Below are 21,424 nucleotides of genomic sequence, written 5' to 3' on the forward strand. Positions count from 1 at the left end.
TTAGATTTATTGTTTAAATTAGTATATTGGTGTTAAAATGAATTTTTTAAAAGTATTAGTAATAGCTAGTCTATTATTCATCTTTTGTGGTTCAGTTTATGGTGTTAATGAAGCAGATTCTTTAGATATTCAGGGAGTGGATGTTGATGGGAATTCAGATACAGTTATTGTTGAAAATGCTAATTTAACTTACGATAAACTTATCATAAATGATAATGGTGAAGAAGTCGTTATTGGAGATAATTCTATTTGGGATATTCCAATTAAAGAAGGTCCTATTGTAGAAAATGATAATACGTCTGTTCCAGATATTAGTTTAAAAGACGAAAATGGTAATGATATGTCTTTTAATAATCCTGCAGATGTATTTATCAATGAATCCTTTAACTTTCAAATGGTATTTAAGAATTTAGGAGATGCTACTGGATTTCAGCCTTATGTTCAGCTAATAGCTCCTGAAGAATTAACACAATTTACCGTTTCATTTTCTAATAGAAATATAGTTCCGATAAAAGTTGGAGTATTTGATGAAAGTACTTATAATAATGCAACAGGTTTATATACATTAATTGATCCATTTACTAAAAAAGAAGTACATGGTCCTGTAAACAGTACTTTTTATATTCTTCAGTATCCTTTAGGTAGTTTCCCGGTTGATGCTCCAGATGCTGTTTTAAATGTTACTTCAAGTATTGGGGCTTTGGAGATAGGAAAATTACTTAATTTCACTGTTACTCCTGTATTTAGATATGGGAACGGTCATATTGATGATCCGGTGAATTATCCTCCAATTTATGGAGAAACTGTCACAGGCTGGGTAAATCCGGTTGTTGTTAAAATAGATAAAGATTCAAACCTTCATGAAGATGAAACTGCTACAGGTTCAAATTTCCCATTTGAGTATTATGTAAATATTAACATAGCTAATGGTGCAAAAATTGAAAATATCACTATTGCAGATGTACTTCCATCTAATATAATGTATTTGGGCAGTCTGGTTTTATATGACTCCAAAGGAAAAATCATAGATTTCAGTTTATATACTGTTGAAAAACCTGACGGTAATAAAACTGGCGGAAAAATAATTTTAAAATTAAAAGAAGCTACTGGAGATTTAAGTGGTACAAGTCTTAGTTTAAGGTATAAAGCATATGCTCCGGAATTTGATAATAGTACAGATGATAATATAACCATTATTGATTCTGAAACTGGTGTAAGTACTGTTGCTAAAAATACTGTAAATATGGATTATACTTATGATAATAATACTTATGATGTATCTGATAGTTATAATGTATATTTAAAATCATTAGCTACTCAAAAATATGCAGAAATTTTAAGCACACCTATTGATGGAACATATACTGTTGTTCCTCATAATTCAATTAATTATAAAGTTGATTTTGAGATTTCTGATTACTTTGCTTTTGATAATTTAGTAATTTATGATAAATTTGACACTCATAAAGTAGGTTCAGCTCAAAAGTTCTTAACTGAGAATAAACCTGTTTTATCAGTTTATGGAAAAACATATGAATTAAATGAAAGTTATTACAATGTTGTTTCTTTAGGAAGCATTGATAAATCAGTTACATTTTACATTTCAAAATTCCTGAAAGATAACAATATAAGTACAAGCTTAACAGGCGGATATTATACAAACAGAAGTATTAATGAAGGTGCAATGGTAGGATCTTTGAATTTTGCTACAAAAGTTATTATTTATTATTCAAACGGATCTTCTGTTGTATCAAATGATTTAGTTATTAATCATATTAAAACATCAGCTGATGTTTTAAATACAACCAATACGGTTTCTGATAGCAGTTATACACAATTAAAAGTTCCAAGTGTCACACTTAAGAAAGATATTGTTGCAGTCAATGGTGAAATCATAAGTCCTGCTGATTTTTATAAAGTTTATCCTGGTCAGAACATAACTTTTGCATTGGATATTTATTTCCCTACAGGTTCTGTACATGATTTTGCTGTTACTGATTATTTACCAATTCCATTATTTAACTTAAAAGGATTTAATTTAGTTAATTCTACTACTGGAGTAATTCCTGAAGGTGGATACTGGGCTTATGCAAACAATAGTGGATTTTTATATGATGAAAACACCGGCAAAGTTATTATTCCTAAAATTAATATAGATAATTTCAATAATGCAATTTCATTTAGTTTTGGAAATACTTTGGATAACCTGGCTAATCCGGTGAATGTTAAATTATGGCTGACAGTTCAGGTATCCTCAGAACCTATGGCGGATCAGCTTAATTTAGCTAATCTTGCTGAAATGAAATTTAAAGATTCTGTTGATGTAATATATGCAAGTTCAAATATTGTACTGATGCTTACTAATGAACCTGAATTGGAAATTACAAAGCATGTAAATGATACAAAAATTTTAGAAAATATTGAAAATGCAACTGATGTTAAATATAATATAACTATAACTAACACAGGTCATTCTACTGCTTATGATATAATTGTAGCTGATGATTTTGTTAACAAAACAACTTCAAATGGAATTACAAAAGCAGATGTCAAAGCTGTTAGTTTAGTTTACTCAAATGGAACTGTTGTTGATATTACTGCATTTAAAGATGACTTATTTACAAAAGGATATATGATATCTCAATTAGCTCAAAACACTTCTTGCAGTATTATATATACTGTCAGGTTTAGTGAATATTTAATCCCAAAGGAAAGTATTGTTAACAATGTATGGATTACAAACTTTGCAGCATATCCTAATAGTACAAACTTTGCAAATAACAAAGATAAGTATAGGGATAATGCAACTATTATAGCTAAAGGATTAGAAATTACAAAAGACTTCATTGGATCTAATGTTACTGACAATACTAATATGCTATTTGTTGGTGAAATAGGTATTTATAGAATAACCGTAAACTTCCCAGACTTAAGGATTCCAAACTTAGTTATTAAAGATACTTCATATGGAATTAAGTATACTAACTTTACAATAACTACTAGTGAGGGTGTGGTTATTCCTGAATATGCATATACAGTAACTTATACTCCAAGTACTACTCATCCTGAAAAAAGTTATTTAACCATTAACTTTAATGGTGATATTATACCAGATTATACTAAAAATAATCAATTAATTATTAATGCATATTATACTGTTGTTAATAATGAAAATGTTATTCCGATTGGTGCAGATAGTGCAACAACTAGTAACTATGCAAGTATTACTTGGACAAATAATACATTAACTTCTAACACTGTTTATGTTAATGTATATCAACCTAAAATAGACATAAGTAAAATATTTGAACCTAATATAGTTCAAGGTAATGATGAAGCTAGTTTCACAATTACTATAACTAACACTGGTAAAGGTACTGCTCATAATACTACTATTACAGATGATTTAACAGAATTTATCAAAACCTTTGTAAATAGTAGAAGTGATATAGGTGTAACTATACTAAAAGGCAATGAAACAGGTAAAATTATTTTCAGTTGGAATAATGATATAGCTGTTGGAAAATACGACATTTTAAAAGTTACTGATACTCTTCCAGAGGGTTTAAAATACATTGATGGTTCAATTGTAGTTTACAAAGGAAATACTCAAAATAAAGCTATTGAAGGTAAGGATTATACTGTAACTGTAAATGGAAATATTGTGGAATTAACATTTGCTTCTGAATTTGCAGATGAAATTATTAAAGAATATGGCGGTCAATTCCATGCATTTTTAAATGCTACTGTTTTGAATGTTAACAATAACAAAGCAGGTGCTGTTAAAACTAATAAAGCAGTACTTACTTGGAATGATCATGAATCTGTATCTAATGCAGCTGTTAGTGTTGTTGAACCGGTCATAGATATTACTAAAAACTTCAATGTAGATAATGTTATTGGTGGAGATGTACTATACTTTGATATTACTGTAACTAACAATGGTCAGTCCCCATTATTTAATGTAACACTTAGTGATGATTTAAGTGATCTGATTAACAAGTTTGTCAGTGGCAGTGTCAATGTTACATCTGGTGGTGTTATTGTAACTCCAACATGGGATAACAATATTGTAAGCATAAATATTGCTGAACTTGGTATAGGCAAATCATTAACTTATAGATTTACATTTAAAGTAAGGGAAGATGTAGTCATAGGCAGTACTTATACTAACATAGCTAATGTTATCGGTTACTCTGCACTTTCTAATGGTAGAAATTATACTGATACTGCAAAAGACAGTTTCACTACTGAACTTCCTGTAATTACTAAATGGGTTGTTGATTCATCTATTGATAATGGTAGGGATAATGTAACTATCGGTGAAAAGGTAATTTATGGTGTTAATGTATCTTTGCCTGTTGGTAATTATACTAAATTGGTGATTAAGGATACTTTGCCTCAGGGATTTGAGTATATTGGTGCAGATGCATTTTATGCAAATGGTACAAAATTAGTAAATGGCAAAGATTGGACTGTAAATGTAAATAATTATGATATAACTATTACAGTCAATAATGTTCATTCTAGTGATTTTGCAAATGGTATTTTATCTATTAATTTAACTGCCAGACCTACAATATTTGATCCGTCCAATAAGGCAGGTGCTGTAAAAGTCAATAATGTGGAATTGTTCTTAAATGATAAGACTATGGGTAAGTCTAGTGCAAAGGTTACAATTGTAGAACCTACAGCAGACATTACTAAAAAATTCAATGTAACTGAAGTTGAAGGTTTAGATCATGTTTCATTTGATGTAATTGTTAAAAACAACGGTAAAACTCCATTATTTAATGTAACTATCTTTGATGGGTTAGATGACTTTGATTTATTTATTGGTCAGACACCGGGTGAAGATAATGTGGTTATTAAAGTAACTGATGCTGATGGAAATCCAATTGATGCTAAAATCAAATGGATTGGTTCTCATGTTGAAATTGATGTGGCTCAGTTAAATCCTGGAGATATAATTCATGCAAAATATTCATTTGTTATAAGGTCAGATATCCAAATTGGAAGTCAATATGTAAATATGGCTAATGTTGTCGGATATTCCGCACCTGATCACGGTAGAAATTACTATAATTATGATGAAGACACTTTAAAAACTAAACTTCCTGTAATTACTAAATGGGTTGTTGATTCATCTATTGATAATGGTAGGGATAAGGTAACTATCGGTGAAAAGGTAATTTATGGTGTTAATGTATCTTTGCCTGTTGGTAATTATACTAAATTGGTGATTAAGGATACTTTGCCTCAGGGATTTGAGTATATTGGTGCAGATGCATTTTATGCAAATGGTACAAAATTAGTAAATGGCAAAGATTGGACTGTAAATGTAAATAATTATGATATAACTATTACAGTCAATAATGTTCATTCTAGTAGCTTTGCAAATGGTATTTTATCTATTAATTTAACTGCCAGACCTACAATATTTGATCCGTCCAATAAGGCAGGTGCTGTAAAAGTCAATAATGTGGAATTGTTCTTAAATGATGAAACTATGGGTAAGTCTAGTGCAAAGGTTACAATTGTAGAACCTACAGCAGACATTACTAAAAAATTCAATGTAACTGAAGTTGAAGGTTTAGATCATGTTTCATTTGATGTAATTGTTAAAAACAACGGTAAAACTCCATTATTTGAAGTGACTATTATTGATGATTTGGAAGACCTTGCTTCATTTATTGGTCAGACACCGGGTGAAGATAATGTGGTTGTCAAAGTAACTGATGCTGATGGAAATCCAATTGATGCTAAAATCAAATGGATTGGTTCTCATGTTGAAATTGATGTGGCTCAGTTAAATCCTGGAGATATAATTCATGCAAAATATTCATTTGTTATAAGGTCAGATATCCAAATTGGAAGTCAATATGTAAATATGGCTTATGCTGTCGGATATTCCGCACCTGATCACGGTAGAATTTACTATAATGAAAGTAAAGATACTTTAAAAACTAAAATGCCGACTATTACTAAATTAGTAATTGGAACCACACTTGGCAATAAAGACGGCAACATATTTACACCAACTATTGGTGAAAATGTAACTTATCAAATTATGGTAAAGTTACCTAAAGGTAATTACACTAATTTGCAGGTTAAAGATATCCTTCCACAAGGATTTGAATATCTTGAAAATTCAGTTATTTTATCAAATGGTACTTTAATCAGTGATGTCAGTGTAAATGGAAACCTTGTAACTATAAACTTTGGAAATACTACATCTTACAAATATTCTGACAACATTATATTTAATTTATCTGCTGTTGTCTTAAATGATCAATCTAACAAAGCACAATCTATTAAATCTAATAATGTTGAATTATATTTAAATGATAATAAAATAGATAATTCTAATGCACAAGTTAAAATAGCTGAACCTAATATAAGTGTTGTTAAAACATCAGATAAACAAAAATATGAATACTATGAAAATGCAACTTATTCAATTGTAATTACAAATAATGGAAATGGAATGGCATATAATATTACAATTAAAGATGTGCTGCCATTAGGTTTAAAATACTCTGGTATTAATTCAACTTCTAAATCAAATGGATGGGTTGTTAAATTCGATGAAAATACACGAACATTTACAATTACTGGTCTTAATTTAACTGTTGGTGACAAATTCACTTTTACATATCAAGTTTCATTTGCTGAATGGGAGATAGATGGAGTAAAATACTCACCAATTGGCCAAAACTTTATAAACTCAGTTGATGTAGCTTATGTTTCAATTAATGGAACAAATCCAAATAATAGGACATACACTACTCAAACAACCAAAGAAGTTCATGTTACTGAAGCTGATCTTAGTGTAGTTAAAAACTGTAATAATGAAGTAGTTATAGCTGGTGAAGATATTTACTACACAATTATAATTACAAATAACGGACTAGACACTGCTCAAAATGTTAAATTAAATGAATATTATCATTCAGAATATTTAACTAATTTAGAATACTCTTTAGATGGTAAAACTTGGAATGTTTACACTAATCCTATTGATTTAGGAAGTATCAATTCTAAAGCTTCTAAAACTGTTTATATTAGAGGATATTTAGATGGAAGTATTGTTGATGATACAATATTAAACAATACTGTCAGAGTCAACACAACCACTGGTGAATTAAAACTTGATGATAATGAAGCTACAAACATTAAAAATGTTACTACATTAGCTGAATTACATATTACTAAAATCAATATTACTGAAGCAATTGCTGGTAAAATTATTAAATACGAAATAGTAATTACTAATAATGGACCTTCATATGCACGTGATATTATTTTAACAGATATTTATAATAATTCCGAATTAACTAATATGTTGTATTCTTTAGATGGTCAATCATGGACTCGTTATGATGCTTCTATTAATATTGGAACATTAGCTAATGGTCAAAGTAAAACAATATTATTTGAAGGATTTATTAAAACAACTATTCGTGGAAATATAGTAAATAAAGCTATTATTAATTCTACAACAAAATTAAGAGAAAACAGTACTTTAGAAGATGATGTTACTGTAAATGTTAAAGGAGACACTACATTAGATATCACAAAAGTAGTTAATACTGCTCTTGTAAATCCTGGAGATGTAATTAAATATACTGTTCAAATAACTGCTGGAGGATTGTCAGATTCTTTAGATGTTATTTTAACTGATAAATTAAGTGAAATATTCTTTGATGTTAATAAGGCAACTTACTCTATAAATGGAATAGATAAAGGTGTTTGGATAGGAAGTGTAAACTTAGGAACTCTCTCTTCTGGAACGACTGTTAATGTGGTAATTACAGTTCCAGTCAAAGCATATGTTGATGTTGGAAAATTAAACAGCATTACAAACTTTGCATCTGTAATTAATTCAGATAACAAAACAGCTAATGATACAAACATTGTTCCAATTAATGTAATTGATTTAGCAATTAACAAAACAGCTAATCATCAAAATAAAACATATAATTATGGAGATAATGTTGAGTATGTTATTGAAATTATTAACAATGGTCCTGGAATAGCTACTAATATTATAGCTACTGACAACTTACCAGAAGGATTGGAATTTATTAATGCTAATGTTCCTGGTGGATGGACTCTTAGTATATCCAATAATAAAATCACAATAAATGGTGAAAAACTAGCTAATGGCGAAAAAGTTTTAATTACTCTTATAGCAAAAGCTGCAAAATCAAATGTAACTATTATAAACGATATTAAAGTTAATGGTACTGGATTTGATTCAAACATCTCAAATAATAATGATTCTGAAACAATTAAAGTAACTCCTTTAGTTGATTTGGCTATTACAAAAGTAGTTGATAATGCAAATCCATTATATGGCTCAATAATAACTTACACAATCACTGTTGTTAATAATGGTCCTGATGCATCTACAGATGTTGTTGTTAAAGATATTTGGCCGGCAAATGGTTTAAAATTCATAACATCAACAGGTACATATGATTCCGCTACTGGAATTTGGAATGTTGGTGAATTAGGTTCTAATGAAATAGCTACTCTTACAATTACTGCTGAAACAATAGCTATTGGCAAATTTGAAAACAATGTATCAGTTAATGGCACTGGTTATGACAGTAACCTTTCAAATAACAATGCAAGTGTTAATATAACTGTTCCGGATTGTGTAATCTTAAATATTACTAAAGTAGTTACTGATGGAGTAATATCTGAAAAACCATATAAAGAGGTTATTGCTGGTGAAAAAATAACTTATACTGTAATTGTATCTAATTATGGTCCTTCTGTAGCAACTAATGTTTATTTAACTGATTTATTCAATGCTGATGAATTGCTTAACATGGAATATAATTCAAACGGCAACTGGGTAAAATATAATAATGGAATTGCACTAGGTGACATTGATGTAAATGAAGCAGTAATGATTCTGTTTAGAGCAACTGTAAATCACTCTACAAGAGGATTAATTAACAACACTGTTAGAATCACAACTGACATAAAAGATGCAAGAGGTAACTTTGAAGCTAATGAAACAGTCAAAGCTATTGATAACTCAACTTTAGTTATTAATAAAACTTCAAATGTTGATGCTATTAATCCTGGAGATTTATTCAATTATACAATTGTAATTACTGCTGAAGGTTCATCTGATTCATTAGGAGTTATTTTAACTGATAAATTAGATCAAAGCTTATTGGATGCTCAAAATGCTGTTTTCTATGTAAATGGAAATTATGTAGGAAAATGGAACGGTTCATATAATATTGGAACTTTAAAAACAGGAAATTCAGTAACTGTAACTATTGAAGTTAAAGCATTAAACAGTGCAAATAAAGATATATTTAACAAAGCTATTGTTGAAAATGAGGAAGGATTCATTAATGAATCTAATAAAACAGTTCATGTAAATACTGTTGATTTAGCTATTAACAAAACATCAGATAAAGTGATTTACAAATATTTAGACAATGTAATTTATACAATTGTTGTAACAAATCATGGTCCAGATGATTCATTTAATGTTACTGTTCGTGATATGTTGCCAAATACTTTAAGATTTATTAGTGCAAGTGGAAATTATAATCCTGTAACTGGAATTTGGTTTATTGGTCATTTAGCTAAAGGTCAAAGTGCAACTTTAACTATAACAGCACAAGCAATCTTCCCTGGAATTATTACAAATAATGCAAATGTAACTGGTAGCGGTTATGATGTAAATTTAACTAATAACCATGATAATATTACAATAACAGTTCCGGATTGTGTAATATTAAATGTAAACAAAGTAGCTATTGGCGGTGTTATTAACATTACTGGCGGTATTAAAAATGTAGTTGCTGGAGAAGAAGTTATTTATCAGGTACTTGTATCAAACCAGGGTCCTTCAACTGCAGCTAATGTGGTTTTAACTGATAATTATCAAACTAAAGATTTAACTGTTGTAGCATACTCTTTAGATAATATTACGTGGATTCCATATACTAAAGGAGCTAAAATTAATTTAGGTGATATGAATTCTGGAAGCAGCATAATTGTTTACTTTAAAGCAATGGTGAATGCTTCTACAAGAGGAATTGTGCACAATATAGTAAATATTACAACAGACACAGATGATGCAAGAGGAATATTTAGTGCTGAAGAACATGTAAATGTAATATCTAACAGTACTTTAAAAGTTGATAAAACAGCTGAAATTAAGGAGTTAAACCCGGGAGACACTATACATTATATAATAACTGTAACTGCTGGCGGATCTTCAGATTCATTAAATGTTGTTTTAAAAGATATATTGGATTCAACTCTATTGGATGTTAATGGTGCTACATATGCTATTAATGGTATAAACAAAGGTATGTGGACTGGAAGTGTGAGTTTAGGTACAATAGCTACTGGAAATAGTGTAACTGTTGATATTTGGGCTAAAGTATTGGATACTGCTGATAGTGATGTTTTCAATTTGGTTAATGTTACTAGTGATGAGCATCCTGAAGGAAATACTTCCAATATTACTGTTCATGTGAGAATTGTTGATTTAGCTGTTGATAAGCTGGTAAATAATTCTGTTCCTAAGTATTTGGATATGATTGAGTATACTATTGTTGTTGTTAATAATGGTCCTGATAAGTCATTTAATGTTACTGTTGGTGATTTATTACCTGATGGTGTAAAATTCCTCAGCTCTAATGGTCAGTACAACCCAGATACTAGTGTTTGGTTTGTTGGTGATTTGGATAATCATGAATCTGCAACTTTGAAAATTGTTGTTCAGGTTATTAAGGTTGGAAACATTACCAATAATGTTAATGTCACAGGTACTGGTCATGACAGTAATTTAACTAATAATAATGATTCTGTTAGTGTTAATGTTCCTGAATCAGTATTGTTAAACATTACAAAAGTTGCAAATTCAACAATAATTGTTGCTGGTGAAAATGTAGGTTATACTGTTGTTATAAACAATTACGGTCCTTCTGTTGCCAGTGATGTTGTTCTAAAAGATATATTCAACAGTAATGAATTGCTTAACTTACAATATTCATTAAATGGTGTAGATTGGTTAGATTACAATGGGGCTATTAATTTAGGTAATATTGATGTTGGTGTTAGTGTAACTGTTTACTTTAGGGCTAAAGTTAATGCTTCTGTTCGTGGGGATGTTTTAAACACTGTTAATATTACTACTGGTGTTGATGATGCTAGAGGTAATTTCTCTGATAATGAAACAGTTAATGTAATTGCTAACACTACTTTGGTTGTAATTAAGGATGCTGAAATTAAGGAGTTAAATCCTGGTGATACAGCTCATTTCATTGTTACTGTTATTGCTGGAGGATCTTCAGATTCATTGAATGTTAACTTAAATGATATTTTGGATAATAAGTTGTTAGATATTAATTTAGCTAAATACTCTATTAACGGTGGTATTTTAAGTGACTTTAATGGAAATATTTATTTAGGCAATATGCTTACAGGAACTACTGTCACTGTTGATATTTGGGCTAAAATATTGGATACTGCTGATAAGGATATTTTCAATTTGGTTAATGTTACTAGTGATGAACATCCTGAAGGAAATACCTCTAATACTACTGTTCATGTGAGGATTGTTGATTTGGCTGTTGATAAGCTGGTAAATAATTCTGTTCCTAAGTATTTGGATATGATTGAGTATACTATTGTTGTTGTTAATAATGGTCCTGATAAGTCATTTAATGTTACTGTTGGTGATTTATTGCCTGATGGTGTAAAATTCATCAGCTCTAATGGTCAGTACAACCTAGATACTGGTGTTTGGTTTGTTGGTGATTTAGATGCTAATGAAAGTGTAACTTTGAAAATTGTTGTTCAGGTTATTAAGGTTGGAAATATTACCAATAATGTTAATGTCACAGGTACTGGTCATGATACTAATTTAACTAATAATAATGATTCTGTTACTGTTAGTGTTCCAGATTGTGTTATTTTGGATATTTCTAAAGTAGCTAATTCCACTGTTATTGTAGCTGGTGAAAATGTAGGTTATACTGTTGTTATAAACAATTACGGTCCTTCTGTTGCCAGTGATGTTGTATTAAAGGACATATTCAACAGTAATGAATTGCTTAACTTACAATATTCATTAAATGGTGTAGATTGGTTAGATTACAATGGGGCTATTAATTTAGGCAATATTGATGTTGGTGCTAGTGTAACGGTTTACTTTAGGGCTAAAGTTAATGGTTCTGTTCGTGGGGATGTTTTAAATACTGTTAATATTACTACCAGTGTTGATGATGCTAGGGGTAACTTTACAGATAATGAAACAGTTGATGTAATTGCTAATACTACTTTGGTTGTGATTAAGGATGCTGAAATTAAGGAGTTAAATCCTGGTGATACAGCTCATTTCATTGTTACTGTTATTGCTGGTGGATCTTCAGATTCATTGAATGTCAATTTAGAAGATATTTTAAATGCTAAATTGTTAGATGTTGCTGGTGCTACATATGCTGTTGATGGTGTAAATAAAGGTTCATGGACTGGAAGCATAGATTTAGGTAATATGCTTACTGGTACTACTGTTACTGTTGATATTTGGGTTAAAGTGTTAAGTACTGCTGATAGGGATGTTTTCAATTTGGTTAATGTTACTAGTGATGAGCATCCTGAAGGAAATACTTCTAATGTTAGTGTTCATGTGAGGATTGTTGATTTGGCTGTTGATAAGCTGGTAAATAATTCTGTTCCTAAGTATTTGGATATGATTGAGTATACTATTGTTGTTGTTAATAATGGTCCTGATAAGTCATTTAATGTTACTGTTGGTGATTTATTACCTGACGGTGTAAAATTCATTTCATCTAACGGTCAGTACGACCCGGTTACTGGTGTTTGGTTTGTTGGTGATTTGGATAATCATGAATCTGCAACTTTGAAAATTGTTGTTCAGGTTATTAAGGTTGGAAATATTACCAATAATGTTAATGTCACAGGTACTGGTCATGATACCAATTTAACTAATAATAATGATTCTGTTAGTGTTAATGTTCCTGAATCAGTATTGTTAAACATTACAAAAGTTGCAAACTCAACAATAATTGTAGCTGGTGAAAATGTAGGTTACACAGTTGTTATAAACAATTATGGTCCTTCTGTTGCCAGTGATGTTGTATTAAAAGATATTTATAATGCTAAAGAGTTACTTGGATTACAATATTCATTAAACGGTAATGATTGGTTTAATTACAATGAGGCTATTAATTTGGGTAATATTGATGTTGGTGCTAGTGTAACGGTTTACTTTAGGGCTAAAGTTAATGGTTCTGTTCGTGGTGATGTTTTAAATACTGTTAATATTACTACTAGTGTTGATGATGCTAGAGGTAACTTTACAGATAATGAAACAGTTAATGTTATAGCTAATACTACTTTGGTTGTAATTAAGGATGCTGAAATTAAGGAGTTAAACCCAGGAGACACTATACATTATATAATAACTGTAACTGCTGGTGGATCATCTGATTCATTGAATGTTAACTTGAGAGATATTTTGGATAATAAGTTGTTAGATATTAATTCAGCTAAATACTCTATAAATGGAGGTGGCTTAGCAGATTATAATGGTAATGTTTATTTAGGCAATATGCTTACTGGTACTACTGTTACTGTTGATATTTGGGCTAGAGTGTTGGATACTGCTGATAGTGATGTTTTCAATTTGGTTAATGTTACTAGTGATGAGCATCCTGATGGAAATAACTCTAATACTACTGTTCATGTGAGGATTGTTGATTTGGCTGTTGATAAGTTAGTAAATAATTCTGTTCCTAAGTATTTGGATATGATTGAGTATACTATTGTTGTTGTTAATAATGGTCCTGATAAGTCATTTAATGTTACTGTTGGTGATTTATTACCTGATGGTGTTAAATTCATTAGCTCTAATGGTCAGTACAATCCAGATACTGGTGTTTGGTTTGTTGGTGATTTGGGTGCTAATGAAAGTGTAACTTTGAAAATTGTTGTTCAGGTTATTAAGGTTGGAAATATTACTAATAATGTTAATGTTACTGGTACTGGTCATGATACTAATTTAACTAACAATAATGATTCTGTTAGTGTTAGTGTTCCTGATTGTGTTATTTTGGATATTTCTAAAGTAGCTAATTCCACTGTTATTGTAGCTGGTGAAAATGTAGGTTATACTGTTGTTATAAACAATTATGGTCCTTCTGTTGCTAGTGATGTTGTTCTAAAAGACATATTCAACAGTAATGAATTGCTTAACTTACAATATTCATTAAACGGTAAAGATTGGTTCAATTACAATGAATCTGTCAGTTTAGGTGATATTAATGCAGGTGCTAATATAACTGTGTATTTCAGAGCTAAAGTTAATGCTTCTGTTCGTGGGGATGTTTTAAACATTGTTAATATTACTACTGGTGTTGATGATGCTAGAGGTAATTTCTCTGATAATGAAACAGTTAATGTAATGGCTAATACTACTTTGGTTGTGATTAAGGATGCTGAAATTAAGGAGTTAAATCCTGATGATACAGCTCATTTCATTGTTACTGTTATTGCTGGTGGATCTTCAGATTCATTGAATGTAAACTTGAGAGATATCTTGGATAATAAATTATTGGATGTTGATGGTGCTACATATGCTGTTGATGGTGTAAACAAAGGTATGTGGACTGGAAGTCTAGATTTAGGTAATATGCTTACAGGAACTGTTGTTACTGTTGATATTTGGGCTAAAGTGTTAAGTACTGCTGATAGGGATGTTTTCAATTTAGTTAATGTTACTAGTGATGAGCATCCTGAAGGAAATAACTCTAATACTACTGTTCATGTGAGAATTGTTGATTTAGCTGTTGATAAATTGGTAAATAATTCTGTTCCTAAGTATTTGGATATGATTGAGTATACTATTGTTGTTGTTAATAATGGTCCTGATAAGTCATTTAATGTTACTGTTGGTGATTTATTACCTGACGGTGTTAAATTCATCAGCTCTAATGGTCAGTACAACCCAGATACTGGTGTTTGGTTTGTTGGTGATTTGGATGCTAATGAAAGTGTAACTTTGAAAATTGTTGTTCAGGTTATTAAGATTGGAAACATTACCAATGCCGTCAATGTTACCGGTACTGGTCATGATACTAATTTAACTAACAATAATGATTCTGTTACTGTTAATGTTCCTGAATCAGTATTGTTAAACATTGTAAAAGTTGCAAACTCAACAATAATTGTTGCAGGTGAAAATGTAGGTTACACAGTTGTTATAAACAATTACGGTCCTTCTGTTGCCAGTGATGTTGTTCTAAAAGATATATTCAACAGTAATGAATTGCTTAACTTACAATATTCATTAAACGGTAAAGATTGGTTCAATTACAATGAATCTGTCAGTTTAGGTGATATTAATGCAGGTGCTAATATAACTGTGTATTTCAGAGCTAAAGTTAATGCTTCTGTTCGCGGTAATGTTTTAAACACTGTTAATATTATTACTGGTGTTGATGATGCTAGAGGTAATTTCTCTGATAATGAAACAGTTAATGTAATGGCAAATACTACTTTGGTTGTAATTAAGGATGCTGAAATCAAAGCACTTAACCCTGGAGACACAGCACACTTTGTCATTACTGTAATTGCTGGAGGGTCTTCAGATTCATTGAATGTCAATTTAGAAGATATTTTGGATGCTGAATTGTTGGATGTTAAATCTGCAACCTACAGAATAAATGGAGGTAATTTAACTGATTACACTCAAATTATTTCATTAGGAAATATGTATACTGGCAGTAAGATAGTTGTAGATATTTATGCTGTAATATTAGGTACAACCGGTCAGGATATCTTCAATTGTGTAAATGTCACTAGTGATGAACATCCTGAAGGAAACACTTCAAATACTACAATACATGTAAATATCGCTGATTTAGAAATTATTAAAATAGTAGATAATCTTACTCCAAATTATGGTGATGAAATAACCTACACAATAATTGTAAGAAACAACGGTCCGGATAACTCAACTAACATTAAAGTATCTGAAATATTGGCAGATAATTTCAAATTCATTTCAGCTAATGCTTCTAAAGGATATTACAATTTAACAAATGGTATTTGGGCAGTCGGTAATTTAACTAATAATGAAACAGCTAAATTAGTTATTACTGTAAAAATAATTAAAACAGGATTTATCCAAAACAATGTAAGTGTAAATGGAACTGGTTATGATCCTAACTTAACTAACAACAATGCTACTGTTAATATTACTGTTCCTCAAACAGCAGATTTATCTGTTATAAAAATAGTAAATGTTAATGTAGTAACTGTTGGAGATAAAATCATATACACTATTATTGTTAAAAACAATGGTCCTGACACAGCATTAGATATTTATGTAGTAGATAAATTATCAGATGCTCTTAAATTTGTTTCATATAAAGCAAGCGTAGGAATATATAATCCGACAACAGGTATTTGGACAATTGGCAATTTAACTAACAAAAGCAATGCTACATTGGAAATTACATGTATTGTTTTAAAAACAGGTATAATATCTAATGAAGTATTTGTAAATGGAAGTACAGTTGACTTGAATATGTCTAACAATTATGATAATATTTCAGTTACTGTAAATCCACTTCCAACTCCTGTTCCTACTCCTGTAGGTCCGGCTGATAAAGATATTATGATTTCTGATGAAGTTACAATGGATATTGCTGCAATGGCAAAAACAGGAAATCCATTATTTGCTTTATTGGTTGTTTTAATCTTTGGAATATTCGGTTTTGGAGTTTCCAGAAGGAAAAAATAAATTTAAAGGATTTTCATAAATCCTTATTTTTTCTTTTTTTTATTTTAAACTAATTTTAAATAGTTATTTTTTCATTTTAAACTAATTTTATCATTAAATAAAAAATTAACAATACTATACTCTTTTATTTATCAAATACAATTTTATTATAAAGATAGAAACTTGCTTCTAATAATCTTTATATATTTTCAAAAATAAACCTATAAATAATTTAATATTGGAGTTTCGTTATGTTAAATGATAAAACTATTTTAATTACTGGAGGGACTGGTTCTTTCGGTAAAAAGTTTACAAAAAGAGTATTAGAACAGTATAATCCTAAAAAAATTATTATATACTCAAGAGATGAATACAAGCAATATTTGATGCAAAGACAATTTGCCCAACATAAAAAAGTAATGCGTTACTTTATTGGGGATGTTAGAGATAAAGAAAGATTTGCACGTGCTTGTGATGGTGTAGATATTATTGTTCATGCAGCTGCATTAAAACAAGTTCCTGCAGCTGAATACAATCCTTTAGAAGCTATTAAAACCAATATTGATGGAGCCAGAAACATTGTGGATGTAGCTATTGACAAACATGTTGAAAAGGTAGTGGCATTATCTACTGATAAGGCAGTTAATCCGGTTAACTTATATGGTGCTACTAAAATGGTTTCAGATAAACTATTTATAGCAGCTAATGCTTATGTTGGAGCTAAAAACACTCAATTTTCAGTAGTTCGTTATGGAAATGTTTCAGGCAGTCGCGGATCTGTAATTCCATTTTTCAAAACTTTAATTGATGAAGGTCAAACTAAAATACCAATTACTGATATGAGAATGACCAGATTTTGGATTACTCTTGATGAAGCAGTTGATTTAGTAATTAAAGCTATTGGTGATGCTAAAGGTGGAGAATTATTTATCCATAAATGCCCTTCATTTAAAGTAACTGATTTGGCAAAAGCCATGCTTCCTGATTGTGAATTTGAAGATGTCGGTATTAGACCTGGTGAAAAACTCCATGAAGTAATGATAACTAAGGAAGATTCAAGATCTGCTTATGAATATGATGATTATTATATAATTTATCCGGATTTGGAATGGTGGGAAGATGTTAATATAAAAGAAGGTGGAAAAAAAGTAGAAGACAGATTCTACTATGCATCTGACAATAATCCGGTTTGGTTATCTGTTGAAGAAATTAGAGAAGCTTTAAAAGATATAGATATTGTATACTAGGTGATTTCTATTTCTAAATTTTTACCTTATGGAAAACAGTGTATAGACCAGGAAGACATTGATGCAGTCACAAAAGTATTAAGTGAAGATTTCATTACTCAGGGACCAAAAATAACTGAGTTTGAAGAGGAAATAGCTAATTATGTCGGAGCTAAATATGGAGTTGCTTTTAATTCAGGAACCTCTGCACTGCACGGTGCTTATTTTGCATTAGGTCTTGAAAAGGGAGATGAAATGATTACAACTCCTAATACTTTTGTAGCTACTGCTAATGCAGGATTATATTTAGGGGCTAAAGTAAACTTCTGTGATGTGGAAAAACAAACCGGAAACATTGATGCATCTAAACTGGAAGTCAGTAAAAATACTAAGTTAATAGCTCCTGTACATTATAGCGGTAATCCTGTTAACTTAAAGGAAATAGCTGATATTGCTGAAGATAATAATGCTAAGATTATTGAAGACGGTGCACATGCACTTGGTGCAAAATATGACGGTAAAAAAATAGGCTCTTTAAAATACTCTGAAATGACAATGTTCAGTTTTCATCCTGTTAAACACATTACAACCGGTGAAGGCGGAATTATTGTTACAAATGATGAAGAGTATTATGAAAGACTTCAGTTATTCAGATCTCATGGAATCACTAAAAATAATTTAGTAAATCCTCGTGACGGTGACTGGTATTATGAAATGCAGCACTTAGGATTCAATTACAGAATAACAGACATTCAATGTGCTTTAGGTTTATCACAACTTAAAAAATTAGATTCTTTTGTTGAAAACAGAAGAAAAATAGCTGAAAAATATGATGAGATGTTTGAAGACAATCCATATTTTGACGTTGTTAAAGAAAATCCGGACGGTGAGTCTGCATATCATTTATATCCGATTTTGTTAAAAGAAAAATATGCAAATCATAAAAAGGAAATATTTTCAAAATTACGCTCTGAAGGATTAGGTGTTCAGGTGCATTATATACCTGTTTATTTACAACCTTACTATCAAAACCTTGGATTTAATAAAGGACTTTGTCCAGTAGATGAAGAGTTTTACAAAAGAGAACTTAGTATACCAATGTACCCTACATTAACTGATGAAGATTTAGAGTTTGTACAAGAAAAACTTTACAAAGTATTTAGTGAGTATTAAAAAAATGAAAATTGGAGCAATTATTCAGGCCAGAACCTCTTCAACAAGACTTCCGCAAAAAGTTTTAAAACCGCTACCTTTCAATAGCAAAATAAATGTACTGCAACAGGTTATTAGAAGAGTAGCCAAATCTGAACTTATTGATGAAATAATAATAGCTACAACAACACATGATGAAGATGAAAAAATAGTTGAAGTAGCTAAAAAAGAAAACATTAAGTTTTACAAAGGCAGTCTGGAAAATGTTCTGGAACGATATTATAATGCTGCTTTGGAAAACAGCTTGGATGTTATTGTCAGGATAACCAGTGACTGTCCATGTGCCGATGCAAATATAATTGATGAAATTGTCAAAAAACATATAGACTCCAATGCAGATTATACTTCAAATACATTAACCAGAGGATTTCCAAGAGGAATTGATGCTGAGGTAATTAACTTCAATGTTTTGGAAAATGTATATGAAAATGCCACTGATAAATTTGAAAAGGAACATGTAACTCCATTTATCTATAAAACACATCCTGAAGACTTTAAAATAGTGCAATATGAAACAAAAAACGACAACTCTGATATTAGGATTACACTAGATACTCCTCAGGATTATGCTCTGCTCTGCAGTGTTTATGATAATTTATATGATAAAAATGAATTCTTCTCTCTGGATGATATTTTGGAATTATTTAGCAGTAAACCTTATTTAAAAGATATAAACTCTGAAATAACTCAAAAAAAGGTTTGCAATAGTTTAGAAGAAGAATTGGATGAAGTTCTTAATTTATGCGAAAAACAGGATTTGGATAGAGCTAAACTGTATATTGAAAAGATAATATGAATGTAATAATATTGACTGAAGGCGGAAAAAACTATGGATTCGGGCATGTAGCCAGATGCAGCTCAATATATCAGGCTTTTAGAAAATTCTGCATAACACCTCAATTTATTGTTAATGGGGACAAATCAATTGATGCAATTTTGCAAAATATTAACTATGCTATTTATGACTGGCAGAATATGGAATTTGCTGATGATGATATTGTTATTATAGATTCATATCATGCACCACTTGAATTTTACCGAAAAATAGCTAAAACAGCAGCATTAGCTATTTATGTTGATGATAATGATCGTTTAGATTATCCTGAGGGGATAGTTGTAAACGGAACAATCCTTGCAACAACTAAAAGAAAAGATGCGCTGTACGGATCAAAATACATTCCCCTTAGAGAGGACTTCTGGAATGCAAAGATAACTGATGTTAATGATGAAATAAAAAATGTTTTAATTACTTTAGGCGGAAATGATTTAAGAAATCTGACTCCTAAAATCCTGAATTTGCTGAAAAATGAGGATTTTGCAAAAAAGGTCATCATAGGAAACAGCTTTGATAATGTTGGTGAAATCGAGGAGTTTGATGATGAACTGATTTATTCTCCAGACAGCAGACAAATGCTTGATGCTATGGAAAGCACAGATTTGGCTATTTCATCAGCAGGCCAAACATTATATGAACTTGCAAGAGTAGGTGTTCCGACAATTGCTGTTGGAGTTGTTGACAATCAGATAAACAATATTCAAAACTGGCAAAAGCAGGGTTTCATTGAGTTTGCAGGATTCTGGGATGATGATAATTTAGAAGAAAATATTTTAGCTAAACTGGAGCTGCTTAAAGATTCTGCTTTAAGAAAAGAAAAGCAAAATATGGGCATCAGTGCAGTTGATGGTAAAGGTTCTATAAGAATAGCTAAAACAGCTCTAAACAGTTATTACAGGAAAAATTCTGTTTTCAGAGAAATTAAAAAAGAGGACTGTCTTAAAATATTTGAAATAGCTAATGATGAAGAAGTAAGAAAAAGCTCTTTTAATTGCGATAAAATAGATTTGGAAACTCATAAAAAATGGTTTAATGGGATATTAAATGATAATACAACAGAATTTCTGGTTTTGGAATATGACTCAGATATTATTGGTCAGTTAAGATTTGATTTTGATGAAAAGTATCCTGTTATTAGCATTAGCTTAAATAAAAAGTATAGGGGATTAGGATTGTCTAAATACTTGTTAAATAAGGGAATAACTTATATTAAGGAAAATTATAATCAGGATACTTTAGTTGCAGATATTAAAAAAAGCAATGCAAGGTCAGTTTCATTTTTTGAGGCTATGGGATTTAAAAAAGAATGTGAAATCAGAAACGGCAGTGCTTTAAGATTTATTTACAGAGGCTGAA

The 21,424-nt window shown here is 30.4% G+C and carries 5 protein-coding genes; all 5 read left to right on the forward strand.

Annotated elements, in window-relative coordinates; translation table 11 throughout:
- The first annotated feature begins 37 nt into the window (after nt 1-37).
- Entirely contained in the window at nt 38-16,816 is a 16,779-nt protein-coding gene (locus tag K4897_RS08525; RefSeq protein WP_250416058.1) for an isopeptide-forming domain-containing fimbrial protein, read from the forward strand.
- 230 nt (nt 16,817-17,046) lie between these two features.
- The gene (gene pseB, locus K4897_RS08530) at nt 17,047-18,042 is read left to right on the forward strand and encodes a UDP-N-acetylglucosamine 4,6-dehydratase (inverting) (RefSeq protein ID WP_004033459.1); all 996 of its coding nucleotides are present in this window, start codon (nt 17,047-17,049) and stop codon (nt 18,040-18,042) included.
- Nucleotides 18,043-19,194, forward strand: a complete 1,152-nt coding sequence (gene pseC / locus K4897_RS08535) for a UDP-4-amino-4,6-dideoxy-N-acetyl-beta-L-altrosamine transaminase (RefSeq protein WP_019265374.1) — start codon at nt 18,043-18,045, stop codon at nt 19,192-19,194.
- A gap of 4 nt (nt 19,195-19,198) precedes the next feature.
- The gene (locus K4897_RS08540; protein ID WP_250416060.1) at nt 19,199-20,029 is read left to right on the forward strand and encodes a glycosyltransferase family protein; all 831 of its coding nucleotides are present in this window, start codon (nt 19,199-19,201) and stop codon (nt 20,027-20,029) included.
- A complete protein-coding gene (locus tag K4897_RS08545) occupies nt 20,026-21,423 on the forward strand; it encodes a GNAT family N-acetyltransferase (RefSeq protein WP_019265376.1) in 1,398 nt (465 codons plus the stop codon). Before K4897_RS08540 ends, K4897_RS08545 begins: the two co-directional genes overlap by 4 nt.
- Nucleotide 21,424 lies beyond the last annotated feature (1 nt).

This window comes from Methanobrevibacter sp. TLL-48-HuF1 (assembly GCF_023617305.1).
Taxonomy (GTDB): Archaea; Methanobacteriota; Methanobacteria; order Methanobacteriales; family Methanobacteriaceae; genus Methanocatella; species Methanocatella intestini.

Excerpts from the sequence above, each read along its gene's own strand:
- K4897_RS08525 (WP_250416058.1), top strand. The coding sequence starts at position 38 with ATGAATTTTTTAAAAGTATTAGTAATAGCTAGTCTATTATTCATCTTT.
- pseB (WP_004033459.1), top strand. The coding sequence starts at position 17,047 with ATGTTAAATGATAAAACTATTTTAATTACTGGAGGGACTGGTTCTTTC.
- K4897_RS08540 (WP_250416060.1), top strand. The coding sequence starts at position 19,199 with ATGAAAATTGGAGCAATTATTCAGGCCAGAACCTCTTCAACAAGACTT.
- K4897_RS08545 (WP_019265376.1), top strand. The coding sequence starts at position 20,026 with ATGAATGTAATAATATTGACTGAAGGCGGAAAAAACTATGGATTCGGG.